The organism is Blastococcus sp. SYSU DS1024 (assembly GCF_054050795.1).
On record NZ_JBJHAA010000017.1, the window covers coordinates 12,152 to 38,179 of the forward strand.

Annotated in this window: 28 protein-coding genes; 19 read left to right on the forward strand and 9 right to left on the reverse strand. The window is 74.3% G+C overall.

Annotated elements, in window-relative coordinates; all coding sequences use genetic code 11:
* The gene (locus ACI79S_RS15180) at positions 1–1,989 is read right to left on the reverse strand and encodes a type I restriction-modification system subunit M (RefSeq protein WP_456594276.1); all 1,989 of its coding nucleotides are present in this window, start codon (positions 1,987–1,989) and stop codon (positions 1–3) included.
* 218 nt (positions 1,990–2,207) lie between these two features.
* On the opposite strand from ACI79S_RS15180, the gene ACI79S_RS15185 reads away from it, so the two are divergent.
* A complete protein-coding gene (locus ACI79S_RS15185) occupies positions 2,208–2,978 on the forward strand; it encodes a hypothetical protein (RefSeq protein ID WP_456594277.1) in 771 nt (256 codons plus the stop codon).
* The gene (locus ACI79S_RS15190) at positions 2,975–3,319 is read left to right on the forward strand and encodes a hypothetical protein (protein ID WP_456594278.1); all 345 of its coding nucleotides are present in this window, start codon (positions 2,975–2,977) and stop codon (positions 3,317–3,319) included. Before ACI79S_RS15185 ends, ACI79S_RS15190 begins: the two co-directional genes overlap by 4 nt.
* 180 nt (positions 3,320–3,499) lie before the next feature.
* On the opposite strand, the gene ACI79S_RS15195 is transcribed toward ACI79S_RS15190, so the two are convergent.
* Together ACI79S_RS15195 and ACI79S_RS15200 are read right to left on the reverse strand one after the other, a co-directional pair.
* Positions 3,500–4,144, reverse strand: a complete 645-nt coding sequence (locus ACI79S_RS15195; protein ID WP_456594279.1) for a hypothetical protein — start codon at positions 4,142–4,144, stop codon at positions 3,500–3,502.
* A gap of 30 nt (positions 4,145–4,174) precedes the next feature.
* Positions 4,175–4,969: a hypothetical protein gene (locus ACI79S_RS15200; RefSeq protein WP_456594280.1), complete on the reverse strand. Its 795-nt coding sequence runs from the start codon at positions 4,967–4,969 to the stop codon at positions 4,175–4,177.
* Positions 4,970–5,282: 313 nt separating this feature from the next.
* Between ACI79S_RS15200 and ACI79S_RS15205 the strand changes: the two genes are divergently transcribed.
* A complete protein-coding gene (locus ACI79S_RS15205) occupies positions 5,283–5,876 on the forward strand; it encodes a type IV toxin-antitoxin system AbiEi family antitoxin domain-containing protein (protein ID WP_456594281.1) in 594 nt (197 codons plus the stop codon).
* A 249-nt stretch (positions 5,877–6,125) separates the two neighbouring features.
* Here the strand turns inward: ACI79S_RS15205 and ACI79S_RS15210 are convergent, their stop codons facing one another.
* From ACI79S_RS15210 to ACI79S_RS15220, 3 genes are all read right to left on the reverse strand, one after another.
* Positions 6,126–6,581, reverse strand: a complete 456-nt coding sequence (locus ACI79S_RS15210; protein ID WP_456594282.1) for a hypothetical protein — start codon at positions 6,579–6,581, stop codon at positions 6,126–6,128.
* Complete coding sequence (locus ACI79S_RS15215; protein ID WP_456594359.1) at positions 6,574–7,320, reverse strand: MucR family transcriptional regulator; 747 nt, start codon at positions 7,318–7,320, stop codon at positions 6,574–6,576. Before ACI79S_RS15215 ends, ACI79S_RS15210 begins: the two co-directional genes overlap by 8 nt.
* Positions 7,321–7,382: 62 nt before the next feature.
* Entirely contained in the window at positions 7,383–7,841 is a 459-nt protein-coding gene (locus tag ACI79S_RS15220; RefSeq protein WP_456594283.1) for a hypothetical protein, read from the reverse strand.
* A gap of 242 nt (positions 7,842–8,083) precedes the next feature.
* Here ACI79S_RS15220 and ACI79S_RS15225 point away from each other — a divergent pair, with 242 nt between their 5' ends.
* The 13 genes from ACI79S_RS15225 (at position 8,084) to ACI79S_RS15285 (ending at position 19,462) form a co-directional block, all read left to right on the forward strand.
* Entirely contained in the window at positions 8,084–10,822 is a 2,739-nt protein-coding gene (locus tag ACI79S_RS15225) for a hypothetical protein (protein ID WP_456594284.1), read from the forward strand.
* Positions 10,819–11,637, forward strand: coding sequence for an AAA family ATPase (locus ACI79S_RS15230; protein ID WP_456594285.1), 819 nt, complete (start codon positions 10,819–10,821; stop codon positions 11,635–11,637). The genes ACI79S_RS15225 and ACI79S_RS15230 overlap by 4 nt, the downstream gene beginning before the upstream one ends.
* The gene (locus ACI79S_RS15235) at positions 11,627–12,601 is read left to right on the forward strand and encodes a hypothetical protein (RefSeq protein ID WP_456594286.1); all 975 of its coding nucleotides are present in this window, start codon (positions 11,627–11,629) and stop codon (positions 12,599–12,601) included. Before ACI79S_RS15230 ends, ACI79S_RS15235 begins: the two co-directional genes overlap by 11 nt.
* Before the next feature lie 56 nt (positions 12,602–12,657).
* Positions 12,658–12,909, forward strand: coding sequence for a hypothetical protein (locus ACI79S_RS15240; protein WP_456594287.1), 252 nt, complete (start codon positions 12,658–12,660; stop codon positions 12,907–12,909).
* Between the two features lie 211 nt (positions 12,910–13,120).
* Entirely contained in the window at positions 13,121–13,507 is a 387-nt protein-coding gene (locus ACI79S_RS15245; RefSeq protein ID WP_456594288.1) for a hypothetical protein, read from the forward strand.
* Positions 13,504–14,367 carry a type II secretion system F family protein gene (locus ACI79S_RS15250; RefSeq protein ID WP_456594289.1) on the forward strand — a complete coding sequence of 288 codons (864 nt, stop codon included), beginning with the start codon at positions 13,504–13,506 and terminating at the stop codon, positions 14,365–14,367. The genes ACI79S_RS15245 and ACI79S_RS15250 overlap by 4 nt, the downstream gene beginning before the upstream one ends.
* Before the next feature lie 13 nt (positions 14,368–14,380).
* A complete protein-coding gene (locus ACI79S_RS15255) occupies positions 14,381–15,322 on the forward strand; it encodes a type II secretion system F family protein (RefSeq protein WP_456594290.1) in 942 nt (313 codons plus the stop codon).
* A 30-nt stretch (positions 15,323–15,352) separates the two neighbouring features.
* Positions 15,353–15,559 carry a hypothetical protein gene (locus ACI79S_RS15260; protein WP_456594291.1) on the forward strand — a complete coding sequence of 69 codons (207 nt, stop codon included), beginning with the start codon at positions 15,353–15,355 and terminating at the stop codon, positions 15,557–15,559.
* Positions 15,549–16,028 carry a TadE/TadG family type IV pilus assembly protein gene (locus ACI79S_RS15265; RefSeq protein WP_456594292.1) on the forward strand — a complete coding sequence of 160 codons (480 nt, stop codon included), beginning with the start codon at positions 15,549–15,551 and terminating at the stop codon, positions 16,026–16,028. The genes ACI79S_RS15260 and ACI79S_RS15265 overlap by 11 nt, the downstream gene beginning before the upstream one ends.
* Positions 16,025–16,492, forward strand: coding sequence for a hypothetical protein (locus ACI79S_RS15270; protein ID WP_456594293.1), 468 nt, complete (start codon positions 16,025–16,027; stop codon positions 16,490–16,492). Before ACI79S_RS15265 ends, ACI79S_RS15270 begins: the two co-directional genes overlap by 4 nt.
* Before the next feature lie 581 nt (positions 16,493–17,073).
* Positions 17,074–17,478, forward strand: coding sequence for a hypothetical protein (locus ACI79S_RS15275; RefSeq protein ID WP_456594294.1), 405 nt, complete (start codon positions 17,074–17,076; stop codon positions 17,476–17,478).
* Positions 17,478–18,425 carry a hypothetical protein gene (locus tag ACI79S_RS15280; RefSeq protein ID WP_456594295.1) on the forward strand — a complete coding sequence of 316 codons (948 nt, stop codon included), beginning with the start codon at positions 17,478–17,480 and terminating at the stop codon, positions 18,423–18,425. Before ACI79S_RS15275 ends, ACI79S_RS15280 begins: the two co-directional genes overlap by 1 nt.
* Complete coding sequence (locus ACI79S_RS15285; RefSeq protein WP_456594296.1) at positions 18,422–19,462, forward strand: PrsW family glutamic-type intramembrane protease; 1,041 nt, start codon at positions 18,422–18,424, stop codon at positions 19,460–19,462. Before ACI79S_RS15280 ends, ACI79S_RS15285 begins: the two co-directional genes overlap by 4 nt.
* Before the next feature lie 175 nt (positions 19,463–19,637).
* Here the strand turns inward: ACI79S_RS15285 and ACI79S_RS15290 are convergent, their stop codons facing one another.
* The 3 genes from ACI79S_RS15290 to ACI79S_RS15300 form a co-directional block, all read right to left on the reverse strand.
* Positions 19,638–20,258, reverse strand: coding sequence for a nitroreductase family protein (locus ACI79S_RS15290; protein ID WP_456594297.1), 621 nt, complete (start codon positions 20,256–20,258; stop codon positions 19,638–19,640).
* A gap of 66 nt (positions 20,259–20,324) precedes the next feature.
* Positions 20,325–20,978 carry a response regulator gene (locus ACI79S_RS15295; RefSeq protein ID WP_456594298.1) on the reverse strand — a complete coding sequence of 218 codons (654 nt, stop codon included), beginning with the start codon at positions 20,976–20,978 and terminating at the stop codon, positions 20,325–20,327.
* On the reverse strand, positions 20,966–22,231 hold the full coding sequence (locus tag ACI79S_RS15300; RefSeq protein ID WP_456594299.1) for a sensor histidine kinase: 1,266 nt from the start codon (positions 22,229–22,231) through the stop codon (positions 20,966–20,968). Before ACI79S_RS15300 ends, ACI79S_RS15295 begins: the two co-directional genes overlap by 13 nt.
* 157 nt (positions 22,232–22,388) lie before the next feature.
* Here ACI79S_RS15300 and ACI79S_RS15305 point away from each other — a divergent pair, with 157 nt between their 5' ends.
* The 3 genes from ACI79S_RS15305 to ACI79S_RS15315 are packed head-to-tail and all read left to right on the forward strand — an operon-like array spanning position 22,389 to position 25,938.
* Positions 22,389–22,658 (forward strand): hypothetical protein, encoded by a 270-nt coding sequence (locus ACI79S_RS15305; protein ID WP_456594300.1) that lies wholly within the window; start codon positions 22,389–22,391, stop codon positions 22,656–22,658.
* On the forward strand, positions 22,655–23,416 hold the full coding sequence (locus ACI79S_RS15310) for an ABC transporter ATP-binding protein (RefSeq protein ID WP_456594301.1): 762 nt from the start codon (positions 22,655–22,657) through the stop codon (positions 23,414–23,416). Before ACI79S_RS15305 ends, ACI79S_RS15310 begins: the two co-directional genes overlap by 4 nt.
* Before the next feature lie 5 nt (positions 23,417–23,421).
* Entirely contained in the window at positions 23,422–25,938 is a 2,517-nt protein-coding gene (locus tag ACI79S_RS15315) for an FtsX-like permease family protein (RefSeq protein ID WP_456594302.1), read from the forward strand.
* Positions 25,939–26,028: the final 90 nt, after the last annotated feature.

The window sequence follows — 26,028 nt, forward strand, 5'->3', positions numbered from 1 at the left end:
TCACTCGCCGGCCACCTGCCGCAGCAGCTGCTGCGTCCGCTCCTCCAGCTGCTTGAGGTCCTCGTCGATGACGGCGAGCGGCCGCGGCGGCTGGAAGGTGAAGAAGTGCCGGGTGAAGGGGATCTCGTAGCCCACCTTCGTCTTGCTGTCGTCGACCCAGGCGTCCGGCGCGTACGGGTGCACGTAGGCGGCCATGAACTCCTCGACGGTCGCCCGCAGCGGCACCTGCTCGTTGTCGCGCTCGTTGGGGTCGGGCACCGGGGCACCCCGTCGGTCCGTGACGACGGGTGCGTGTGGGTCCGAGACGGCCATCGCGTCCACGACGGCCTTGACCACCACGGGCGCGAGGGTGGCGCCCTGGCCGGCCACGGACTTCCGAAGCTGCTGCTCGACGTCGCGGCGGTCGCTGGTGGCCAGGCCCGTCAGCGCCTCGACCGCGGCACGAAGCCGGGCCTGATCCACAGCGGCGGCCGAGTCCTCCGCGGGCAGCTTCGCCACCGCCTTGCTGGCGAGCGCGGCCTCCGCGGTGGCATCGCTGACCTCGTAGCGCACCCGCAGCGGCCGTTCGACGGTGATCCGCTGGTAGCCGAAGTCGGTGGTGTCGAAGACCTTGACGTGTGGGTCGCCGGCTGCGGCCTGCTGCAGAGCGTCGGTGAACCAGCCGGTGATCGTGGCGACCTGCTCGTCGCTGATCGCCTTGCGCTTCTCGCCGAGGTTCTTCGGCATCTTCTCCCACTGGTCCCGGGCGTCGATCATGACGACCTTGCCGACCCGGTCCTCCGGCTTGCGGTTGCTCAGCACCCAGACGTAGGTGCTGATGCCGGTGTTGTAGAACAGCTGGTCGGGCAGGCCGACGATGGCCTCCAGCCAGTCGTTCTCCAGAATCCAGCGGCGGATCTCGCTCTCACCGGAGCCCGCTCCGCCTGTGAACAGCGGGCTGCCGTTGAACACGATCGCCAGTCGGGAGCCACCGGCCTCAGCCGACTTCATCTTCGAGACCATGTGCTGCAGGAACAGCAGCGAACCGTCGTTGACGCGGGGCAGCCCGGCCCCGAAACGGCCACGAGACCCCTTGCTCTCGTGCTCGTCGCGAATGGCCTTCTCGACCTTCTTCCACTCCACCCCGAACGGCGGGTTGGCGAGCATGTAGTCGAACCGGGTGTCCGGTTCGCCGTCGACGGTGAAGCTGTTGCCGAAGTGGATGTGGGTCGGGTCCTGGCCCTTGAGCATCATGTCCGAGCGGCAGATCGCCCACGTCTCCGGGTTGAGCTCCTGACCGAACACCTCCAAGCGGGCGTCGGGGTTCAGCTCGCGCAGGTAGGTCTCGGCGACCGACAGCATGCCGCCGGTGCCGCACGCCGGGTCGTAGAGGGTGCGCACCGCGCCGGGCACGGCGAGGGCGTCGGAGTCCTCGGCGAACACGAGGTTGACCATCAGCCGGATCACCTCGCGCGGGGTGAAATGCTCACCAGCGGTCTCGTTCGACTGCTCGGAGAACCGCCGGATGAGCTCCTCGAAGATGTAGCCCATCGTGAGGTTGCTGACCACTTCGGGGTGCAGGTCGACGTCGGCGAACCGGGCGACGACCTGGTAGAGCAGCCCCGCCTCGTCCAGCCGCTTGATGTGGTCGTCGAAGCCGAATCGGGTGATCGCCTCCAGCGCGCCGGGGGAGAATCCGGCGATGTAGGCGGTCAGGTTGGCGGCGACGTTCTCCGGGTCGTCCTTGAGCTTCGGAAAGGTCAGCGGGGACACGTTGTAGAAGCTGCCCCCGGCCGCCCGGCGCAGTACCGGTTCGACGTTGTCGATCTTCCCGGCCAACGCGGCGGCCTTCGTCACGACGGCGTCCTTCGTCGGCTCGAGCACGCAGTCGAGCCGGCGCAGCACGGTCAGCGGCAGGATGACCTTGCCGTAGTCCGACTGCTTGTAGTCGCCGCGGAGCAGCTCGGCGATCGACCAGATGAAGCCGACCTTGTCCGCGAACCCCTGCACACGTCCTCCTGACGGTTGACCGCCCGCTTCTCGCATGCGGCACACAGTGCTCGGGCCGCCGCACCTCGCAATGACCCGCCGGGGACACGGTAGGCACCGGGGCCGACAAGTTCACGATCATCGGCGCGGCGTCGGCCGCGCCGCGCCGTCCGGTGACCGATGAGTGCAGGCGCGGTGGGCTGATTGCCGACCGCCGGCGGTCGCGGACCGGTGTGGGCGTGGGACGCCGCCGACTGCCGAGCGCGTGCGTCGACGCGTTCGCCAAGACCGTCGGCGACAGCCTCGCCCTCTACCGCGCGCACCTGGCGCTCAGCGCCCGCCGGTCCTGCCCGGAAGGGCTGGACCCGCTGACCATCCGCAACGACGCGGCCGCGATGTCCACTCTGCGCCTCGGCATCGCCTGGGAGAAGTTCCTCGACGACTGGCTCGTCACGGTGGTCACCTCCGACCCCAGCAAGCTGCTCGAGCGGACGACCGCTGAGGTACAGCTCACCGCCGCGGCCCAGACGTTGGGCCTGCGGCTGGCCCACCCCGGTCAGCTCACCCAGGACCAGGTGCGCCGCGTCCTGGACCCCAAGCGCCAGAACGTTGCCTTCCCCGAGCACGGCACGCTGCGCAACGACCAGGGCCGGTGGCTGTCGCCGGCGTGGAAGGTGGCGCTCAAGGCCAACATCACCAGGCGTGAAGAACAGCTGCACCAGGCGCTGCGGTCCATCCGCAACGCCCTTGCCCACCAGAGCCTGGGCAGCTACGACGGGCTCACCGCTGACCTCGCCGCCATCAGCGCGCACTACCCCGAGCTGGGCTGGCGGCAGAGCGTGGACGTCGGACCTGCCGGCCTGCTCCGTCACCTCCGCAGCGGCGACCGCGTACCGCGGCTGCACCGCGCGTTCCTCGACATCGCCGGCCGGTTCCCCACCGAACCTCATTGCCTCCGGCGCGGGACCGGCGACGGTGAGATGCGACCCCCACGCAAGGAGCCACGATGACCGCCACCCTGCAGCTGTTCTACGACGCCGACCACGACCGGCTCCACGGCACCGTCCTCGGCGCGGACACCTCCGCCGCGTACCACCTGCGCGCCGGCGCGGACCTCACCGTCGGCGCCGACGACGCCGGTGGGGTCGTCGAGTTCGCGATCGAGAACTTCGCCGACTTCACCGACTACTTGCTGCTCATGCAGTACCTGGGCGCGGACGTCCTGCGGGTTGTGGCCGGGGTCCAGGCCGACTGGGTCGACGACCGCATGTCCGCGCACACCGCGCGGGAGGCGCAGCCGCGGCCGCGCGCCGAGCAGCGCCGGCAGCTGCGCGAGCTCGCGCACGCCTGACCCGCGATCACGTTGAGCGCCGCGGCCGACCACGTCGGCCGCGGCGCTCGGCATTCCGCAGCCGTGGCCGCTCCCGTGCGGCGGCCGCTCGACGGCAGATCGCGACCTCGGTTCCGATCAGAGACGCCGGTGGCCTTCCCGCCCGAGGTGGCTGCACGCGGGCGGGGCGCCGAGCTACGACTACGCCTCACGTGTCGTCAGCAACATCAGGTGCATCCACCCGCGATCCATGTCTTCGACTTGCGCCCAGGACCACGCGACGCGGGTTCCTACGAGGATCACAGCCCCCATGGCGGGGGCGCCGATGACCGGCACTCGGGCGAGCACGCGGTCGTCGTCGTCCACGAAGTTCAGATCTGCCGGGAACACGCGACCCAGCACGTCCACGTGGACTCGACGGTCCGGCCCGGTGACGTCCGCAACGCGGCCCAGCATCGGCTCCTCGGCGTCGCCGACCACGACGACCGCGCCGGGAACGATCACCGACGGGTCGGCCGCCTCGTCGAGGAATGCCCACGGCAGCCCCGTCTCGTCGATGCCCTGAACGTCGAGGGGCAGATCGACCGGTACGCCGCGCCGAGGGCCGGCGGTCCTCGCGGCGCTCCCGCCAGACCCGGCTGCCGGGACCATTTGCAGGACGCAGTCCCGGGCGTCGGCGGAGATCGCGGTGACCACGGCCTCGCGGGACTCGGCGGCGTCGCCGACCAAGATGACGTGGCTGCCTTCGGCCAGACCGGCGCGCTCCTCGGGCATCAGGCGAACGGTGATGACCGAGGCGTTGCCGTAGACGCTCCAGTCAATGGAGATCCGTCGGGCGCCGCTCACCGCACCCCTGCCTTCGTCGCCGGCCCGTGCTCACAGCGGTGAGGTGTCCGTGGCCGCCCCGGGGGCGTCGTCGGCGACGACGGTGACCCACACGCCCATGACCTCGCTGACGGCAGCCGCGAACCGCCGCAGCGCGCCGTAGCCGGGTTCCGCGGCGGACATCGTGACGATCACCGCGCCGTGCGCGTCGACCCGCGGGGCGGTCAGGCCGTGGTGCTCGGCCAGCGCCCGCAGAACCCGCCGGACGGCGAACACCTCGTCCCGGGTGGCGGTGCGCCCGGTGTTGACTGCGGGCCGGTCGGCGAGCTGGGCCTGCAGCCGGCGGATCTGCCGGCCGAGGGCGTCGAGGGTGTCCTCACGGGTGCGCAACTGCTCGACGACCGCGGGCAGTAGTTCGTCCTCCAGCTCCTCGATGAGGTCGTCGTAGGCGGCGACCATGCCGGCGCCCTCGGGGTAGATGTCGGCGTACGCGCCGGCCCGCGCGGTCGCCAGCTGGACCAGCTGGTGAGCGGCGTCTTCGCGGGCGCGGTCGATGCGGACCTGCAGCTCGTTGACGGCGGCCAGGCCGTGCTCGAGCGCGGCCTCCTTTTCAGTGCCACCGGCTGCCTCCCACAGGGCGGCCTCGGCGCAGTTGCCCGGCTCCACCCGGGGGTCACAGGTGCGCCGGTCATGCTGGGGGAGCTCGATGCGGGCCACGGTGGCAAGGCAGTCGCCGCAGAGGTGCCGGTGGTCGTCGCCGGTCCCGGTGATGATGTACAGCCCGACTCCGGTGCGCTCGCACCGGGGGCACTCGTCCGGCGGTCCGGGTGACGGCAGCTCCCTCATGACGCTGATCTTGCACAGCGGGCCCGACAGGATCAGCCGAGTTCTTGCCCTGGTGGTGGTCGTGCCCGTTCCCGCAGGCGCAACGGGGTCGCCGAACCAACGGGTTGCAGGGGAGATTCTGCGGATCTGGAGGGTCTGCTGCTGCGGATCTGGAGGGGGCCTAGAGGTGCGGTTCACCTCGCGTGCCGCGGCCCGATCGGCGGATGAGGGTCGCGGCCGCCGGCGTCGGCCAGTCGAACAATGGCCTGGTGCAAGGAAACCGCTTACAGACAGGCACTTCTGTACGCGATACTCGTGTGCGTAGGGGGCGGGGATGACGACTTCTCAGCAGGATCTCGTGGCGGGACTGCCCGCGGCATTCACGTTCACTGCCGCCAGGGAGCTGGGTCTCAGCGAGTGGGCTCTGTACCGACTGCGGGATGACGGCCTGATCACGCCGCTGGGCCGAGGCCTGTACCAGCGGGCCGACCTGGACGGGGCCGACCCCGATCTGCTGGCGATCGCGACACGGGCCCCGCGCGCCACCCTGTGCCTGCGCACGGCGATGGCGCGGCACGGGCTCATCGACGACATCCCGGCGGCGATCGACGTCGCGCTGCCCCGCGGGAGTCGCGCCCCGGTGTTGCAGGCCCCGGTCAGCTGGCACCACTTCGACGTGGCCACCTTCGACCTGGGGCGGGAAGACCTCGCTGTGGGGCCGGGCTGCACTATCGGGGTGTACAGCGCCGAGCGGTGCATCGCCGATGCGTTCCGACTGGTTGGGCATGAGGGCCCGGAGTTGGGCAACGAGGCACTGCGGCGCTGGCTGCGCCGCCGCGGCTCGTCACCGGCGGCACTGCTGGAGCTGGCCGCCCAGTTGCCACGCACCGAGGCGTCCCTGCGCCGGTCGCTGCAGATCCTGCTCTGAGCCGCGGGGCCGGGCAAGAAGGAAGCCCTGGACCGCCCGAGACGAACTCGCCTGGGTCCGCGCTATCTCATGCTCTCGGCCACGGGGGTGGGGACGTGGGCGGGGTCGACGCGTCCGGCCGCGGCCAACCACGCTCAGTACCAGGCCAAGGCCGAGGGCCGGGACACCGAGCCGTCGGGCACAGCGTGGCGAGCAGCTCCCGGCTGGCCGATGAGCAGGTTGTTCACCGCGGCCGCAAGGAGAACGCGGTCAGTCCCACCACAGGCCGACGACGGTGAGGTCCGGTGGCAGCCGCGCGGCGAGGAGGTCGCTGCCGGTGCCGGTCCAGGTGGGGTGCGCGGCCGTCCAGCTCGGCCACGCCTCGGCGATCGCTGCCGCCAGGGCGCTCGGCCAGGCCGCGGCCACAACGACGGCCAACTGCTGGGCGGCCGCCGCGGGCACCTGGATGCCGTCGAACCGGACGTAGCTGCGTCCGACGGTCAGCGAGCCGACCAGCCGGCCGTCCAGCTCGCGAGCCTGGTCAACGAGCCACGCCATCGGCGGCTGCGTGAGGTTCACCGGGGAGGTGCGCTGCTCGGGAAGCAACCGCTGCAGCGCCTGTTCGGCGACCGCCGGCGGTACGTCGACGAGCCTGCCCACCTGCGGCGGGTCAGGGTTCGCGTAGGGCGCCAGCAGCGCGGTCAGCGGGTCCGCGGCGTCAGCCACGCATGTCCTTCCGCGGCGGCGGGGGCCAGCCGGGGCGGCGGCGGGGCACCCCGGCCTCGTCCAGGAGCGCCTGCACCGTCGGCACGGACGTGCGCAGCTCGCGGGCGATGGCGACCAGGCCGCGGTTGTCGGTCACGTACCGCTGACGCAGGTAGCCGGGCAGGTCACCGGGGAAGCCCAGTTCGGCGACCCGAGCGAGGCGAGCGTCGGCCGCGGTGGCCCGGGTGAGCGACGTCTGCCGCGGCACACCGGCCTCGTCCAGCAGGCGACGTACGGTGCGCCGAGAGGCGCCGAGCTCGGCGGCGATCGGACCGACACCGAGGCCGCGGGCGACGTGGCGATCACGCAGGTAGCCGGACAGATCGCCAGGGAAGCCGAGCTCGGCCGCGCGGGTGAGGTGCGCGGTGTGCGCGTCGGTGGCGAGGCGCACCCAGGCGTTGGCCAGGCCGGCGTGCCCGCCGTTGGCGACGTAGCGGGCCTTCCCGTCGACCGCTTTCGCCGCTACCACGCTGGGGGCGGTCAGCGACGCGCCGGGTGGCAGCCCAAAGCGACTGCGGTAGCCATCGGGCGTGAGCCCGTGGCGGCGCACGTGATCGGCGGAGATGTGTGCGAGCAGCGCGCCGCAGGCGTGGCAGCGCACGCGGCGCTGCCCGTCGACGGCGAGCAGCCGGCCCGGTGGTGCGTACACCGGTGTCCCGTCGTCCAGCCGGCCGATCGGCACGTGCGGCTCGTTGCGCATCACCACGCCTCACCTCCGCCGGTGATCATGGTGGCAGGCACCGACAGGATCGGCGCCGGCGGCTACCGGCTGCGGGGCCTGCGCTCCGGACGGCCCTGCTCGTCGGCCTTGCGGGGACCGCTGGGGTCGATGAGCGCCTTGATGCGCGCGGGCAGGTCCCATTGCGGGAACGACGTGCCCTTGAGCAGTGCGGTCAGGCGCTGCCGGCTGACCCGCAGCTGGTTGGCGACCTGCTCAACCGTGGGCGGGCCCGGCTCGTCGCGCATCCAGTCGGTGAGCGCCTCGACGAGCACTGCGAGCTCGCGAACAGCCCGGTAGGCGATGTACGCCTCGGCGTGCCAGCGCTCAGCCGCCTGGTCGTCGGCGTGCCGCGGCTGCCGGTCGAGGAAGGCGTTGCGGAGCTTGCCTCGGGGCCAGCCGCGGTGGTCGCCCGGGTCGGCGAAGTCCGACGGCTTGAACCCGTCGAAGATGCTGCGTCGCTCCAGGTCCGGGTTGCCGCGCTGCGGACCCGTGGACGACACCGCCGCACCGTAGGAACGTCCGAGTCAGTGCGTCACGCACCGTGTCAGTCGGAACTACGACACCGTCAGATGCGCCTACGCACGGTTGCGCTACCACTGCGCCGACCGACACGGGTCCAGTCGTGACGCACAAGCAGACGACACGCCGGACGCCGGTGCTTGACGCAGCCCCCTCGCGCATGTCAGGCGCATCTGACATTGTGCCTGTCCGAACAAACGTTCGATCTCGGGAGATGGGTGCGGTGTCGCTGGGGAAGCCGGTGGGCAAGCTCGAGGCGCCGCGCGTCCGCAGCCGGGTCACCTTGGCGCCGCGGACCATGCCGCAGATTCCGCCGGGCCGCCACGAGATCGCCTGGGTTGGCCTGGCCACCGCGGTCATCACCGACGTCGCACCGCACGGGGAGCTGACCCGTAAGGCGCTGCCGCAGCGCATCGAGGACGCCATCGCCGCCCGCGCCCGCGACGCCTACCGGGAGGGTCTGCTCAAGCGCGGCCTGGGCCTGGCGCACGCCGCGGCCATGACCTATCTCGGCGAGTGTGTCCCGCCGGGCGCCTACTTCGCCGGCGTCGGCGCCGACCGTGCTGCCACAGCCCTGCCCGCTGGCGCGCTGCGCCGCACCGTCACCGCCGCCCCGGCCGGCATTCACCGGCTCGGCTGGAGCCCCGACGGGGAGGCCACCGGCGCTCTCGTGCTGGACCGGTTGCACTACGCCTGGCTCGGTGACCTGCTGCTCAACGACTGGATGCGCCTGCAGGTCGCCGCCGACCTCGCCCTGGGCGCGCACCTGGCGCCTGGCTCGTTCGCCGGCGTGCGGGTCATCGCGACCGAGACGATGGCGCGCTCGCTGCACGTGCGCCCCAACTGGACCACCCACCTGCTGGGTGGCTGCGTCGCCTGCCGGCCCGGGGGGGTGCTGGGTGTGACCGCCGTGCGGCACCTGCAGGTCGTCGAGCCCGAGCGGCTCAGCGACGGCCGCCTCAAGGGCGACCACGGCAACCGCGCCCTCCCGTCGCGGCGGCGGATCCTCACCGAGCGACTGGTCCGGGAGTACCCCGCCGGCACCGTGCTGCCGCCCGACGTGCTCGCCGAGTACGCCGAGCTCGCCGGCGTCACCGCGCACACCGTTCAGCGCTGGCGGCGCGAGGCCCTGCAGCGCGCCGCCAAGGAGACGGCCAACGCCGCGCGCACGAACCCGTACGCCGTCGACGAGGTGGTGCTGTACAAGTCGAACAAGGTGCTCGACAAGGGCGTCCGCACCGGCTGGATCCCCAGCAGCGACCTGCTGAAGCAGCTCGACGACTACTCGACCTACCACCTGGCGTGGGAGACGCTCAGCGCCGACCCCGCGCACGAGCTGGCGGCCGTCAGTCGGTCGACCTTCTACGCCGGCCTGGACCGGCTCCACAACGCGGTGAAGACCGGGGAGCTGCGCGGCCTGCCGGCCATGCGCAAGCACACCCTGACGGTGCCGCGGCGCATCGAGGAGCTGGTCAACGCCTGCTGGTCGCTCGACGAGTACACGATCAAGGTCATCGTGCGCGACCCCCTGGCCGGCATCGACGAGCCGCTCGAGCTGCACCTGGCCGTGGTCCGCGACGAGTGGGACGGCCTGCCGCTGGCCGCCCGCCGCTGGACCACCGCTCCCACCGCCGCCGACCTCGCCTCGCTGGTCGGCGAGGCAGTGCTGGGCTGGGAGCACGACGGCGTCCACGTCGGCGGCGCCGCGGCGCGGCTGCGCTGCGACCAGGGCTCCCCGATCAACTCGACCGAGGGCCGTCGCCGGCTCGGTGGCGTCGGCATGACGATCGCGCTCATCGGCTCCTACTGGCCCGATGCCAACGGCGGCCACGAGCGCGACCACCGCGACTACGGCCTGCGCTTCCAGATGGTGCCGGGCGCCACCACCGGCCCACAGGACCGTACCGGCCGCTGCTACGACCTCGGCCTGTACGCCACCCTCGCCGAGGTCGACGAGGTGCTGGTGTCTCTGCTCGACGACGCCCGGTTCGGCCACCGCCCCGACACCGTGCGCCACGCCGGTCGCACCCGGTTCGAGATGCGCCGTGACTGCATCGAGCAGGGGCTGGTCGCCGGGCAGTTCGACCTCACCGATGAGAACGTCGCCGAGCTCGCCGTTCCCCTCGGCGAGCGGCTGGCCAACGAGCGCACCGGCGTGGAGTTCCGCAAGCACCGGTACCTGAGCCGCGCCTTCGAGCAGGTCGGCTACAGCGGCCAGGTCATCGTCGCCGGCTTGCACCCCGGCGACGACGCGGCGCCCGAGACGCTGTACGCGTTCACCGACACCGGTGACTTCATCGCCTTGCTCTACCGCGACGACGCCCTGCCCGAGTACGAGATCGCCGGCATCCTCGAGGATCGCGCCGCTCGCCGCTCCTTCGTCGAGGCCGGGCAGAAGACCCGCCGCCGGAACCGGAAGAACCGGACCAACCTGCCGCCGCAGCCGGCGCCGACCGGCGTCGTGCCGACGCAGCGCACCGGGTCGCTGGACCCGGCTCCGGCTCCGGCCGGGACGCTGCTCGCCGCCCTCGCCGACACCCCGGAGGTGCAGGCCCTCCTCGACGACCTCGATCTGCTCACCGCGGTCCGTGCGCTCAGCAGCGAGGACCTCGAGCAGCTCCGCGGGCGGCAGGAGCTGGACATCGCCGCCGATGACCAGGCCGACGTCACGCCCGGTAGCGCGACGGGCGACGCGCCTGCACGCGACATGACCGGCGCTCTGGCGGCACCCGACGCCGCCGCGCAGCCCACCCCGGACGCGCCAAGCCGCGAAGTCCCGGACACCCCGCCCGCCCGCCACCTGCATGACGCGGCCAACCCGCCGCCCCACGCGGCGGACGTCGCGATCGCCCCGTCCACCCGCGCCGACCCCGACGGCGCCGACCGCAGTGCCCCCGACACCACCGACCCCCTCCTGGCCGCCCTCGCCCGCGGCCGCACCAAGAAGGAGCAGAAGCCGTGACCCTCACCCCGCCCATGCCCACCTACGCCTGGGACGTGGACGCCGCCGCCGACCACCTGCCCGACCACATCCGCCGCGAGCTGCCCGCCGGCGCCTCCCTCGTGCTCACCGACGAGTTGCGGCGCACCGTCGCCTTCGCCCGCACCGCGGTGGAGAAGAACCACATGGTCGTGATCAGCGGCCCCGCCGGCGCCGGCAAGACCACGCTCGTCGGTGCGCTGGAGGGCATCGCCGGCGTCACCGTCGTCAACGTCTCCATCGCCCAGGGCAGCCGCAACAAGCAGGCGTGGGAGGAGATCGCCCGCGGCGTCACCGGAGCCCCGCAGAAGGGCACCCAGGCCAAGCTCCAGGACGTCGTCGCGCAGACCCTCGCGTCCACCCCGACGTTGCTCATCGTCGACGAGGCGCAGAACATCGGCCTGGACTCGCTGATGGCACTGCGCTGGCTGAATAACAAGGCCACCGACCACGTCGGCATGGTCCTGGCCGGGGTGAACCTCAACCAGCGGCTCGACCGCGACCCGCAGCTGAGTACCCGCATCAAGCGGCGCGTCCTGCTCGAGCCGCGGACCTGGCCGCAGATGTGGCCGCTGCTGCAGCGGTTCCACCCCGTGCTCGCCGCCAGCGACGACGGCCTGCTGCGGCGCGTCGACGAGGTGTTCGCCCGCGGCCTGTGGCGGTACTGGCAGTCCTTCGTCGACGCCCTGGATGACCTCGGCGTCACCGGGCCGCTGACCGTCGAGCTCGCCGAGCTGGCGATCGAGATGGTCCTCGGCCGCCGCCCCGACCTGTCCGGGAGCCGACGTGCTGTCTGAGCCCGGACGGGTCGTGATCGCGCACGCGCCGGCCGACATCGAGGCGCTGCACGCCTTCCGCCGCCGGCTCGCCGACGACCCCGCCACCGCCTGGGTCGACGCCCGCCCGCCCGCCGGCCGCGACACCCTCGCCCCGCTCAGCCAGGACGTGCTCACCGCGATCGGCTGCTGCGGCCTGCGCGCACCCCGACAGGTCGGCGAGCGGCACCTCTACCGGGTGCTGCCCTACCTGCGGCACGGCGACGTCGGCGACCTCGTCATCACCGAGGCGCAGTGGCTAACCGTCCCAGCCCTGCGGGAGCTGTTGATGGCCACCACCATCGCCGGCGTCCGGCTGTGGCTGCTCTTCGGCGAGGCCCCCACCGACGAGCACGCCGAGTTGTGCTCCGGCGTCGCCGGCGGCGTACTTCCCTGGGCGGCAGTCACTGGCTACTGGAATCAGCGGCTCGTCGGTGCCGCTGACCGCGCCCACTGCTGCCCGGCCGTCTCCCAGGACTGGTGGCGCCGCGGTGACGCCACCTGGCCGACCGCCACCGAGCACCACTGCCCGTTGCACGACGGCCGCCTGCGCTGTCTGCTCACCGCCGCCCGGCGCGCGCTCACCGCCGGCGTCCTCGACGGCGAGCGGATGCGCGACCGGCTCACTGCGGTCACCCGTGCTTCGGACACCACCGTTGCCGAGCAGTGGCAGTTGCGCGACGCCGGCCGGGACACCTACACGCCCGCCGAAGACGCGTTCGCTGAGCTGCTGCCCGCCGGACAACGCTGGGTCGACGTGCACGCCGGCATGTTCTCCGGCCGGGCCACGCAGCTGTCCCTCGCCGGGACCAGCGTGCCGGTCCCCACGCACATGCGGTCGGCGCTCCGGCGTCAGCGCACCACCTCGGTGATGTGCAACGGACCGGCCGACTTCCCGCTGCTCACCCTCTTCGACCACTACGCCTACGGCCGAGGCGGATCGTGACCGGCGGCGAGCAGCCCGGCTCCCTCCAGGCCACCTGGCTGGCTGAGCTTGACGCGATGGAAGACGCGACCCTGGAGGTGCGCATCGAGCGGATGCAGTTGCGGGCGGAGAACCACCGGGAGACCGCGGCCGCCCACCTCGCGGCGGCCGGCCGTGCCGAAGCCGCCGCTCGCCGGCTGGCCGCCTACCGCGACGCCATCTGCGTCTTCGCCGACGACCGACTGGCGCTGGACATCGTGGACCGTCTCATCGTCGACTGGACGGGCACCGGAGCACAGCTGGTCGATGTCGTCCGCGCTCTGCGCTGACAAATCCCCCCGCTGAACCCGAGCACCCCGCGCCTTCCCAGGCGCGGGGTGCTCGCGCGTTGTGCCGCACTGGAGTGTCCCTCGTCGGGGACGAAGTGTCCGTCGCCGGACACAGGAGTCTCGGAGTGCCTCTCACCGGATTCCGGCGGGAGTGTCCGTCGCCGGAGACCTGCTGGTCGCGGATGGACACTTCCGTCGGAATCCACGCGAGGTGCGCCAGGAGGAGTGCCTCGACCTGCTCATCGCGCTGAACTCCGGCCTTCCCGGCATGTGCACGCTGCACGCCAACAGTGCGCGCGAGGCCGTGGTGAAGATGTGCACCCTGCCGCTGCTGGCCGGGGAGAACATCGGCACGTCGTTCGTCGTCCCGACCGTCGCCGCCAGCGTGGACCTCGTGGTGCACGCGGGCACCGACGCCGACGGCCGGCGGCGGGTGCGCGAGATCGTCGCGCTGCCCGGCCGGTCGGAGGACGGGGTCATCGAGACCGCCGACGTGTTCACCAGCCGGGACGGCCGCCTGGTCCGGGCCGACGGCTACCCGCCGCACGCCGAGCGGTTCGCCGCCGCCGGCTTCGACCTGGCCGGCCTGCTGGCATGACGGAGTCCGGTGCCCTGCTGGGGTTGCTGCTCGGGGTCGGCCTCCTGCTGATCTGGCGCAGCGGCTCCCGCGCACCCAGGCCGCGCACCGACCCGCGCCGTCCCGGGCGACGGCAGGAGCTGCTGGCCGCCGCCGGGCTCGACGGCATCAACGCCGCCCAGCTGCTCGCGCTGCAGATCGGGCTGGGGCTGCTGGCCACCGTCGTCGTCCTGCTCGCCACCGGCACCGTGACCGTCAGCCTGGTGTTCGGCCTCTTCGGCTTCCTGCTGCCGCACGCGCAGGTCCGCCGCCTCGCCGGCAAGCGCCGGGCCGACCTGCGCGAGGTCTGGCCCGAGGTCGTGGACAACCTGGCCTCGGCCGTGCGCGCCGGCCTGTCGCTGCCCGAGGCGCTGTCGGCGCTGTCGACCCGCGGGCCCGAGGTGCTGCGGCCACCGTTCGCCCGGTTCGGTGCCGAGTACCGCTCCAGCGGCCGGTTCGGGCCGTGCCTGGACCGGCTCAAGGACGACCTCGCCGACCCGGTCGGTGACCGCATCGTGGAGACGCTGCGGGTGGCGCGCGAGGTCGGCGGCAGCGACCTGGGTCGCGTGCTGCGCACGTTGTCGACGTTCCTGCGGGAGGACGCCCGGGCCCGCGCGGAGCTGGAGACCCGGCAGGGCTGGGTGGTGCAGGCCGCCCGGCTGGCGGTGGCCGCGCCGTGGGTCGTGCTGCTCCTGCTGGCCACGCAGGCGACCACGCTGGCCGCGTACGACTCGGCGCTGGGCACCGCGATCCTGCTCGGCGGCGGGGCGGTCTGCCTGGTCGCCTACCGGCTGATGCTGCGGATCGGGCGGCTGCCCGAGGACGTGCGGGTGCTCCAGTGAGGGGGGTGCTCCGGTGAGCGCCGGCGTCCTCGGGATGCTGCTCGGCCTGCTGGCCGCCACCGGGCTGGTGCTGGTGCTGACGTACGCGCCGCCGTTCCGGTCGGTGCGTCTGGTCGACCGGCTCGCGCCGTACGTGCACGACACCCCGCCGCCGTCACGGCTGCTCGGCACCGCGACCGAGCCGGGCCTCCTCTCGGCGGTGCGCCGGCTCGCCGGTCCGACGATCGGCAACGGCGCCCGCGTGATCGACCGCTTCGTCGGCGGGCGGGCCGCGGTGCGCCGCCGGCTCGATGCCCTCGGTGGCGAGCTGACGGTGGAGGACTTCCGCATCGAGCAGGTCGTCTGGGGCGGGCTGGGGCTCCTCGGGGCGGCTCTGGTCGCGGCGGTCGGGTCGCTCGCCGCCGGCGACCTCAACGTGCTGTCGGCCGGGCTGCTCTGCGTGGCCGGCCTGGTCGGTGGGGTGCTCGGTCGCGACTGGTGGCTCACCCAGCAGGTGCAGCGGCGGGAGGAGCTGCTGCTCGCCGAGTTCCCGGTGGTCGCCGAGCTGCTGGCGCTGGCGGTGACGGCGGGGGAGAGCCCGACCGCGGCCATCGCCCGGGTCACCCGGCTCTCCGGCGGAGAGCTGGCCCGCGAGCTGGGCGCCGCGCTCGGCCGTGCGCGGGCCGGTGTTCCGCTGGTCGACGCGCTGCAGCAGGTGGCCGACCGCACCTCCCTGGATCCGCTGGCCCGGTTCATCGACGGCCTGCTCGTGGCCATCGAGCGCGGCACCCCGCTGGCCGAGGTGCTGCGCGCCCAGGCCGCCGACGTGCGCGAGGCCGGCAAGCGGCACCTGCTCGAGGCCGGTGGCCGCAAGGAGATCGCCATGATGGTGCCGGTCGTCTTCCTGGTGCTGCCGGTCACTGTCCTCTTCGCCCTGTTCCCGGGGCTGATCAGCATCGTCTCGCTGGCGCAGTGAGCCCGCGGACAACCGGAAAGGAAGCCCCTCATGCGTCCCTACGCCTTCATCTCCGCGACCCTCGTCGCCCTGGTCGAGCGGTTGCGCGGCGAGGATCCCGAGCGGGGTGACGTGCCCGGCTGGGTGATGATCACCGTGATGACCGCCGCCCTGGTGCTGGCCATCCTCATCCCGTTCCGCGCGGCGATCGTCGAGGCGGTGACGAACGCGCTGACGTCGGTCACGAGTGCCGGCTGACGAAGGACCGCGCTGCCCCCCACCGCTCGCACGCTCGCGGCGGGGCCCTGCAGCGAGGCCGTTCCAGCAGCTCACCCCGGGGGACGACGGCGAGCGCGGCAGCGCCGTCGTCGACTTCGTGCTGGTCTCGCTGCTGATCGTCGCGCTGCTGCTGGCGGTGCTGCAGGTGGCGGTCTACGTGCACGTGCGCAACGTGGTCACAGCGAGCGCCCAGGAGGGCGCGCGGTACGCGGCGGCCGCCGACGTCGACTCCGCCTACGGCGCCGCGCGCACGGTGGAGGTGGTGGCGCGGGCGACGTCGGAGAGGACGGCGCGCGGGTTGACGTGCACGTCGGGGGAGGAGGCCGACCCCAGCGGCGCGACGCTCGTGGTGGTGCGCTGCTCCGGGTCCGTGCCCTCGCTGCTGGCGGCGCTGGGGAACCTGCTGCCGCTGGAGGTGACCGGCCGGGCGATGAAGGAGGCCGGGTGAGGTGGCTGCGCGCCCGCCTGGGCATGGTCGGTGGTGAACGCGGGTCGGCGCTGGTGGAGTTCGTGTTCATCGCGCTGGTGGTGTTCGTGCCGCTGGTCTACGTGGTGGCGGGGTTCTCGGCGGTGCAGCGCGGGGTGTTCGCCTCGCAGGCCGCGGCGCGGGAGGCCGGGCGGGCGATGGGCACCGCGCCGGATCCGGTGAGCGGGCACGAGCGGGCGCTGCGGGCGGCGCAGCTGGCGGTAGCCGACCAGTCGATCGCGGCCACCGACCTGCAGCTCGCGTACGCACCGGCCGGCGCAGGGTGCGAGGCGGCGGGCAGCTACACCCCGGCGCTGGCGCCGGGGGAGGAGTTCTCCGTCTGCGTGACGGTGACCGTGCGGATCCCGCTGCTGCCGGAGTTCGTCGACGCCAACACTGCCACCGGCCAGTTCGTCGTCGAGCGCGACCGCTACGTCGACGGCTGATCGAGCGTGGAGAACGCGATCAGCCGCGAGTGCGTGAGCGCAGGGCCGACCGCGGCGGACGGGCTCGCACCTACTGGCGGACCCTGCCGAGCAGGCGGGTGAGCTCACCGGCGTCCTCGGCGAGCACGGCGGGGATCTGGAATCGCGCGGAGCGCAGAGCAGCCTCGGCGCGGACCTGCGTCTCCGGTCGGGCGGGCGTCGGGCGCGACGGGCCGGTCCCGGCGATTCCGCGGCCGGATCAACAACTGCTCGTTGCTGCCGATGTCTCCGCTGGCTGGAGGAACGGGGGAGTGATGATCATCGCGCGCACGTGCGCACAGTGCGGAACGGTCGTGAAGGGAACGCGGTTCTGCTCGAGCTGCGGAGCTGCGCTCCCGGACGGCGTGGCTCCCGGCGGTGCTCCCGCGCTCTCCACCGGGACCGGGAACCCCCTGGACGGCGACGCCCTCCCGTCGCAGGACGCGCCGATCCAGGCAACCCCCACCGGGGTCCTACCGGCGCCGGGCGATCCTGCCGCATCAGAGTCGGTGCCCTGGTTGCGCGCGGATCCTGGACCTCCGCCTCCTGCGGGTCGGCCCAACGTGCTGGCGCTCCTGGTCGTGGCGGCGCTCGCGCTCTCGGGATGGGCGATCGTCCGCGGCGTCGAGGAGCACACCCTGAGCGGCAGCGTCCTGCTCGTCGACGCGGCGTACGTGGGTCTCACCGCGGGCAGGTCGTGCACCGGTGAGGGCGGATACGGCGATCTGGGCGGTGGCGCCCAGGTCGTCCTCACCGACGACCGTGGCGAGACGCTCTCGACCGCCCGGCTCTCCGCCGGCGAGTACGACGGCCTCGGATGCGTCTTCTCCTTCGCCCTCGAAGACGTCACCCGCGCGGACTTCTACGGCCTCACCATCGCCGGCGGCAACCGGGGCCACCTGCAGTACTCCTACGAGGAGCTGTCGGACGCCGACTGGTCCCTCCAGCTGTCGATCGGAGACGACTGATGCCGTGGCCCCGCCGGATCACCGCTGATGCGCTGGGCGGTCTGCTGCTGATCAGCGCTGCGGCCGTGCTCCTCGCGACGCCGTACGACGGCGGCTCGTGCAGGAACGTCGCGGCCGCCTACGCGCTTCCCGCCGCTTCTCTCCCCGAGGCGCATCGGCCGACCGCGCCCGCAGCGCTCGCCGACGCGCGCCGGGCCGTCACCTCGGCCAACGCCGAGATGGCTGCGCTCCAGGGTGAGCAGGCTGCAGTGGAAGCCGCTCGCGTTGCCGCCCAGGAGGCGAGGACGGCCGCGAACGAGGCCCAGGACGATCTCTGGGAGTCGTCCTTCACGGGCGGCTACTTCCCCGACAGCTCCCTCGCCCAGTACGACGTCGACTCCGCCGAGAGCGCTGTCGAGTACGCGGAGGACTGGCTGGCGCACGTGCAGGAGAACCTCACGTCGGAGTACGCCTTCTACACGCAGGCGGACGTCGACGAGGCCCAGCAGGACCTGGACGACGCGCGTGCGGAGCTCGCGGAGGCGGAGGCGGCGCTCTCGCGCGCCAGGAGCGAGGAGGCGGCTCGGGAATCCGAGGCAGCGGACGCCGAAGCGACGGCCGAGGAGCTAGCAGCGGCTGCGGACGTCGCGGAAGCCGCAGCAGCCGAGGCGGCCAGCGGCCTGGCGGCTCGGGAGAGCGCGGCGCAGAGCCGCCTGTCCTCCGCCCGGTCGCGGGTCGCGGCGCTGGAAGCCGACCACGAGGCCACCCTCGCCGAGTGGTCGCACGAGCAGCGGGAAGCGGCCGACGAGGTGACCGCCCTCAACAACGTGCGGGACTCCTGCCGGGAGAACGGCGTCTGGCGCGCCGGTGTGGCCCTCCTCGATGTCGCGCTGGCGGCCGTGCTGCTCCTCCGCCGGTGGAGGCCCGGCTTGCCGCGGCACCTCCGGCGCCCGTGGAGGAAGCGGTGACCCTCGGCGTGGAGGGAGCGCCGCGGATGCACTGCTCCGCCTGCGGGGCGTCGCTGACGACCGGTGACCGCTTCTGCGGGGACTGCGGCACGGCCGTCGCGGGCGGCTGGCCGCCACCCGATGACCCGCCGCCCGCCGGCCCGCTGCGCGCCCCTGCCGACTCCGCGGTCGCTGTGCCGGGCGTGCTCGACGGCGTGGTGGCCCAGTTCTCCCGCGTGCCCTTCGCCTCGCTGCTGCCACTGCGGCGGTGGGCGGGCGACTCCGGCTGGCGTCAGGGACGCACGGCGCTGTTCCTGCTGATGGCGCTCGCCCCGTTCGGGCTCCTGCAAGCCACCTCCGACGACACGGACGTCGAGCGGGTCGCCGTCGGGTTCGCCGTCTACTTCGCCGTGCTGTGGCTGGTCGCCATCCGGGAGCTGGTCCGACCGGAACCCCTCGGCTGGCTGACCATCGCGAAGATCAGCGCTTTCACGGCGGTCGCCGGGGTCGCCATCGCCATCGCCGTCGAGGAGCAGCTCGGCGCCAGCACGGACGACTGGTTCGCCAGCATCGTCACGGTCGGCATCCCGGAGGAGGTGGCCAAGGCGCTGGCGATCCTGCTGTTCCTGCGAGCCGGGCGTGGGCGGTGGGCTCCGCGCACCTATCTCTACGCGGGGGCTGTCAGCGGACTCGCCTTCGGCGCGGCCGAGGCGGTCACCTACACCGTGGCGTACGCCTCCGTGCTGGACCTGGACGACGGGGGGCTGGTCGTGAGCCTGTGGCGCCTGCTCTGCGGCGGCCTCTTCCACGCCTGCATGGCGGGGATCGTCGCCTTCTTCATCGGGCTGGGCGCCTGGTACCGCGACGTCCGCTTCCACCTGCTCGGTTTCGGCCTCGTCATCGCCGGCGTCCTGCACGGCCTCTACAACTACCTGTCCGACGGATGGGGCGGCACGGCGCTCGCCGCCCTGACCGTGTTCACGTTCGTCGGGTACGTGCAGGACGGTGACCGGATCGGCGCCCAGCTGAGGTCGTCGGGAGCCGTGGCGACCACGTGAGGAGTCCTCGGCTGCGTGCTCTGGTCGGGTGGTCGCCGAACCGTGCCGCCGGCGGCCCGACCTGACCCCGGGGCGGCCAGCACCTCGGCGGCTCCGCGTCGGCGCCGCGGAGGCCGAGCGCGAGGACGACGAGGGCCGCCAGGCAGGCTAGGCCGCGGCGCGCTCGGCGTCGCTGTCAGAGGCGGGACCGGCGCAGGTCAGCCGTGGACTCCCAGTGACTGGTGAAAGCCATCAGGAGGGCGTCGAGCGGCAGCCGCTCGCGCGCCGTCCGCTCGCGGGCGGCGAGCGCCTCGGGCAGCTCGGCGTCGTCGTCGCGCACGCCCAGGGTGACGACGACCAGCGGGACCACGTCAGCCGGCAGGTCGAGGAGTGCAGACACCCGGTCCCGGTCGAAGCCGCCGAGCTGGTGCACCGCCAGGCCCTCGTGCTCGGCCTGCACGGACAGGTGCGCGACCGCCTGGCCGGTGTCGTAGACGGCCCACGGCCGCGGGCTGCCGTCCGGGCCGGCGGTCTCGGCGGCGACGACGACGAGCGCGGAGGCCGCATGCGCCCATACCCGGTTCCCCGGCGCGAGCGCGTCCTGGACTGCCGCGAACCCCGCCGTGCCACGCCGGGCCACCGCGAACCGCCACGGCTGGCTGTTGTTCGCGCTCGGTGCCCAGCGGGCGGCCTCCAGCAGCGCGGTCAGCTGCGCGTCGGCCAGCTCGTGCCCCGTGTCGAGGGCACGGGAGCTCCACCGCCCGGCCAGCAGGGGGTGCAGGGGCACGGCGGTGACGGCGGTCTTGCGGGTGCTCATGCCACTCGAAGCGGGAGTTGAGCGCTCAAGCATTCCGTGCGGTCGGTCACCCGCCGGCCGACGGGCTCAGCGCCGGACCGCGTCCAGGTAGCGCAGCACCGCGGTCACCCGCCGGTCGGCGGCGTCGGTCGGCGGCAGGTCGAGCTTGGCGAAGATGCTGCGGATGTGCTTGTGCACCGCTCCGTCGGTGACCACCAGCCGGGCGGCTATCGCGGCGTTGCCCAGCCCCTCGGCCATGAGCCCCAGCACCTCCCGCTCACGGGCGCTGAGCCGGTCCAGCCCGGCGTCCGGGCGCGACCGGGTGAGCAGCTGGGCCACCACCTCCGGGTCGATCGCTGTCCCGCCCCCGGCGACCCGGTGCAGCGCGCCGAGGAACTCCTCCACCCGCCCGACCCGCTCCTTGAGCAGGTAGCCCAGCCGGCGCGCACCACCGGCCAGCAGCTCGGTGGCGAACGCCTGCTCCACGTACGCCGAGAGCACCAGCACCGCCAGCTCCGGCTGCCGGCGCCGGGCCTCGACCGCGGCCCGTACCCCCTCGTCGTCGTGCGTCGGCGGCATCCGGACGTCGACGATCGCCACGTCCGGACGGTGCTCGTCGACGGCGGCCAGGAAGCCGTCCGGCCCGTCCGCGGTGGCCACCACGTCCAGCGACTCGGCTCGCAGCAGCAGCGCCAGCCCCTCCCGCAGCAGCGCGTCGTCCTCGGCGATCACGATCCGCACGGCAGCGACACCTCCAGCGTCGTCGGCCCACCCGGCGGGCTGGTCAGCGTCAGCTCGCCGTCGTGCGCCTGCACCCGCCGGCGCACCCCGGTCAGCCCCGAGCCGCCGCCCTCGGCCGCCCCGCCGGAGCCGTCGTCGGTCACCGCCAGGTGCAGCCGGCCCGCGCGCTGGCGCACCGTCACCCGCGCCGCGGTCGCGCCGCTGTGCCGCGCCACGTTGGTCAGCGCCTCGGCCACCACGAACCAGGCGGTCGCCTCCACCGATGCCGGGCAGCGCACCGGGACGTCGACGTCGACGGTGCACGGCACCGGGCTGGACGCCGCCAGCCCGCTCAGCGCGCCGGCCAGCCCGCGGTCGACCAGCACCGGCGGCAGGATCCCGCGCGCGACCGACCGCAGCTCCGCCAGCGCCTGCTCGGCCGCGTCCTGGGCCCGCTCCAGCAGCTCCTCGGTGGCCGCCGGGTCCCGCCCCAGCGAGCGGCGGGCCGCGCCGAGCAGCACGGTCGCCGTCACCAGCCGGTTCTGCGTGCCGTCGTGCAGCGACCGCTCGATGCGGCGCAGCTCGGCCACGTGCGCGTCGAGCGCCGCCGCCCGGGTGGCGGTCAGCTCGGCCACCCGCAGCGACAGGTCGGTGCCCGGCGGCGGGGACAGCAGCCGCCGGGCCGCGCGGGTGTGCAGCCGCGCCATCCCCGGGGTCGCCCCGACGGTCAGCGCCGCCCAGCCCAGCCCGAGCAGCGCCACCGCGGCGGCGCCGGTCCAGTCGTCCACCGACCACCACCATGGCCGGCTGTCCTCGCCCGGCGGCAGCAGGGGCTCCCACAGCGGGAAGGTCAGGTCGCGGACGGCGTAGACGGGCAGCCCGACCCCGACCAGGGTCCAGACCAACCCCACCGTCGCGGCACCGGCCAGCCAGGCCAGCTCGCGCCGGGCGGCCGGGTCGAACGGCGACCGGGGCGCCGCGCCGGGGCCGAGCACGTCGGGGCCCCAGCGGCCGAGCCGGGCGCGTTCCCGGTCGGCCAGCGCGTGCACCAGCCGCAGCGCCCCGGGGACCAGCAGCACCCCGATGCCGACCAGGCAGGCGAGGGCGACGACGAGCACCCACAGCAGGACGACGAGCGCCAGCAGCGCCGTACCCAGCCCGCCGCCGAGTTGCTCGAGCGCGGTGAGCGTGTCCCGGCCGGCCCGCGCCGCCGCCGCGCGCAGACCGCCGGCGGCCGCGGGAGCCGGCGCGACGGGCAGGGGAGCGGGAGGCACCCCCGAACGCTAGGTGCACCGGGGCCTCGCCGTCAGCACCCGAACCGCAGGAGTACAGCCTGCTGTACCTCGAACGGGCAGGTCAGGGGATCGGCAGGCCGCCGCGCCGTCCCGAGGATCGATCACGTACCGATCCCGCGACCTCCAGGAGCCCGTCGTGCCCGACCCCTACCGCCTCGACGACACCTCGCCGTCCCCCACTCCCGACGGCCACCCCATCCCGCCCCGGTACGACCCCCCGCCGTACCGGCCCGCCGGGGACGGCGGGCGCCTGCGGACCGCGCTGTGGCTGCTGCTGGCCCTCAGCGTCGCCGTCAACGCGCTCGCGTCGTTCGGCGTGCTGCCCCTGGTGGCCAGCATCGTCTCCGGAGTGGTCACCGCCGGCTGCGTCGCCGCGCTGATCACCCTGCACGTCCGCCGGCGATGACCGCCGCCCTGCGCCGGCCGGGCACCGACCCGGCCGTGCCCCAGGAGCCCGCCGTGGCGCTGCACGGGGTCACCAAGGTGCACCCCAACGGCGTCCGGGCCCTCGACGACGTCACGCTCGCCGTGCCGCGCGGCTCCTTCCTCGCGGTCATGGGCCCCTCCGGCTCGGGCAAGAGCACCCTGCTGCACTGCGCGGCGGGCCTGGACACTCCCACCGCCGGTGACGTGCTGCTCGACGGCACGGAGATCGGCCGGCTCGACGAGACCCGCCGGACGGAGCTGCGCCGCGACCGGATCGGCTTCGTGTTCCAGGCCTACAACCTGGTACCGGCGCTGACCGTCGCCGACAACATCACCCTGCCGCTGCGGCTGGCCGGGCAGCGCCTGGACCACGAGTGGGTCCGCTCGCTGGTGGACCGGGTGGGGCTGACCGGCCGGCTCGGCCACCGCCCGACCGAGCTCTCCGGCGGGCAGCAGCAGCGCGCAGCGATCGCCCGGGCGCTCGTGGCCCGGCCCGCCGTCGTCTTCGCCGACGAGCCCACCGGCGCGCTGGATCTGCGCAGCGCCGGCGAGGTGCTCGGGCTGCTGCGCGACCTGGTCGACGAGCTGGGCCAGACCGTCGTCATGGTCACCCACGACCCGGCCGCCGCCGCCCGCGCCCACCGCGCGCTGGTGATGGCCGACGGCCGGGTGGTCGAGACGCACGAGGCCCCGGCCGCCGCCGGGCTGGCCGCCCGCCTCGCCGAGCTGGGGCGGTAAGCGCGGTGCTCGCGATCGCCGTCGCGATGGCCCGCCGCCGGCTCGCCGCGCTGGTCGCGGTGGTCTGCGCCGTCCTCGGTGGAGCCGCCATCGTCACCGGCACCGGTGTTCTGGCCGAGTCCGGCCTGCGCTCGGAGCTGCCGGCCGGCCGGCTGGCCGCCGCCGACGTGCTCGTCTCCGCGGACCAGACCGTGCGGCCGTCCGGGGAGCTGCCGGTCGCGCTGCCGGAGCGGGCCGGCGTCCCGGCCGACCTGGCCGACCGGCTCGCCGGGCTGCCCGGCGTCACCTCCGCCGCCGGCGACCTCGCCTTCCCGGCCGCCGTCCTGACCGGCGACGGCGACGTGGTCGGCAGCGACGCCCCCGCCGCGGCCGGCCACGGCTGGAGCTCGCTGCAGCTGCTGCCCGACCGGCCGGTGCAGGGCAGCCCGCCGGCCGGCCCGGACGAGGTGGCCGTCGACCCCTCCCTGGCCGCGACCGCCGGCCTCGAGCCGGGCGGCACCGCCCGTGTCGTCGCCGCGGGGCGGACGGCGGAGTACCGGGTGACGGCGGTGGCCGGTCCGGACGGCGCGGGGCTGCTGTTCGCCGACGACGTCGCCGCACGGCTGGCCGGGCGCTCCGGCACCGTCGACCTCGTCGGCCTGCGGGTCGAGCCGGGCGCCACGGACCGGGTCGCCGACGACGTGCGGGCGCAGGTCGCCGACGCCGGCCTGGAGGTGGCGACCGGGGGCGACCGGGGCGAGCTGGTGCTGCCCGAGGCAGCCGCCGCCCGCAGCCTTCTCGTCGCGCTGGCCTCCTCCCTGGCCGGGGTGCCGCTGCTCGTCGTCGGGTTCGTCATCGCCGGCGCGCTGTCGGTGTCGATCGCCGGTCAGCGGCGCGAGCTGGCGCTGCTGCGCGCGGTCGGCACCACCCCGCGGCAGGTGCGCAGGCTGGTCGCGAGCCAGGCCACCCTGGCCGCCGCCGTCGCGCTGGCCCCCGGGATCGCGCTGGGCTACCTGCTCGCCGACCGGTTCCGCCGGCTGCTGGTCGGCACGGGCGTGATCCCCGAGCAGCTGCCGCTCACGTGGAGCCCGCTGCCCGCGCTGGCCGCTGCGCTGCTCCTGCTCCTGGTCGTCCAGGTCGCGGCCCGGGGTGCGGCGTGGCGGGTGTCGCGGGCGCCGGTCACCGCCGCCCTCGGGGAGAGCCGCACCGGGCCGGCGGTGCCGTCGGCGGTGCGCACGCGGATCGGCCTGGGGCTCCTGGTGGCCGCCGTTCCGCTCGCGGTGCTGCCGCTGCTCCTGCGCTCGCAGCTCGGTGCGGCGGGCACGTCGCTGGCCGGCATCGTCGGCGCCATCGGTCTGGCGCTGGCCGGGCCGGTGCTGCTGCGCCGGGTCACCGGCGGGCTGGCCCGCCGGCTCCCGGCGAGCACCTCCGCGCCGACCTGGCTCGCAGTGGCCAACCTGCACGGGTACGCACTGCGTTCGGCCGGCGCGGTCACCACGCTGGCGATGGCCGTGGTGCTCGCGCTGACCTACACCTCCGCGCACACCACGGTGGCCGCCGCCGTCACCGGGGAGGCCGAGGAGGCCACGCTGGCCACCGCGCAGGTCGTCGCCCCGGCGCTGGGCGGGATCCCCGAAGACGCGCTGGCCGCCGTGCGGGCCACCCCCGGCGTCGAGGCGGCCGCACCCGTGCGCACCACCGCGGTGCTGTGGTCGCAGCGCCTGCTCGGCGAGGTCACCGTCGAGCCGCAGGGTGCGCTGGTGCTCACGCCCGCCGCGCCCGAGGTGCTCGACCTCGGCGTCCTGGCCGGCAGCCTGGCCGGGCTGACCGGCGACACGGTCGCGCTGGGCACCGAGGCGGCGCGCGCCCGCGACGCCGGTGTCGGCAGCCGGGTGCGGCTCTCCCTCGGCGACGGTGCGGAGGTGACGGCGCGGGTGGTGGCCGTCTACGAGCGCACTCTCGGCATCGGCGCCGTCGTCCTCTCGGCGGACCTCGCCGCAGGGCACACCACGAGCGACCTCGCCGACCAGCTGCTGGTCCGCACCGACGGCAGCGCGGCGGCTGGTCGCGCCCTGGCCGGCGCGGTGGCCACCCGACCGGGCCTGGTCCTGGCCGATGCCGACGCCGGGCCGGCGCGAGCGGTGCCGCCGGAGACGTGGGTCAATCTCGCGGTGGTCGGCGTGCTGCTGGGCTACGTGTTGCTCGGCGTCGCCAACTCGCTGGTCGCCGCCACCGCCCAGCGCCGCGAGGAGCTGGCCACCCTGCGGCTCAGCGGGACCACGCCGGCCCAGCTGCGGGCCATGGTGCGGTGGGAGGCAGGGTTCGTCTCGGCCGCCGCCGTCCTCGCCGGGGTGCTGGTCTCGGCCGTGCCCCTGGCGCTGCTGGGCGTGGGATTTCTGGACCGGCCCTGGCCGGCCGGGCCCTGGTGGCTGCTGCCCGCAGCGGCCGTCGTCGTCACCGCGATCGCCGTCGCCGGCATCGGGCTGCCGGCCCGCTCGGCGCTGCGCACGCCACCGACGGCGGCCCTGACCGGCGCGGGTTAGCCGGCCGCACGTCGAGCGTGAGTGCTGTGTCGACGGTCGCCCCCGCCGCATCGGCGTCCTCGTCGGCAGGGACCTCCGGCCCGGCGGTCG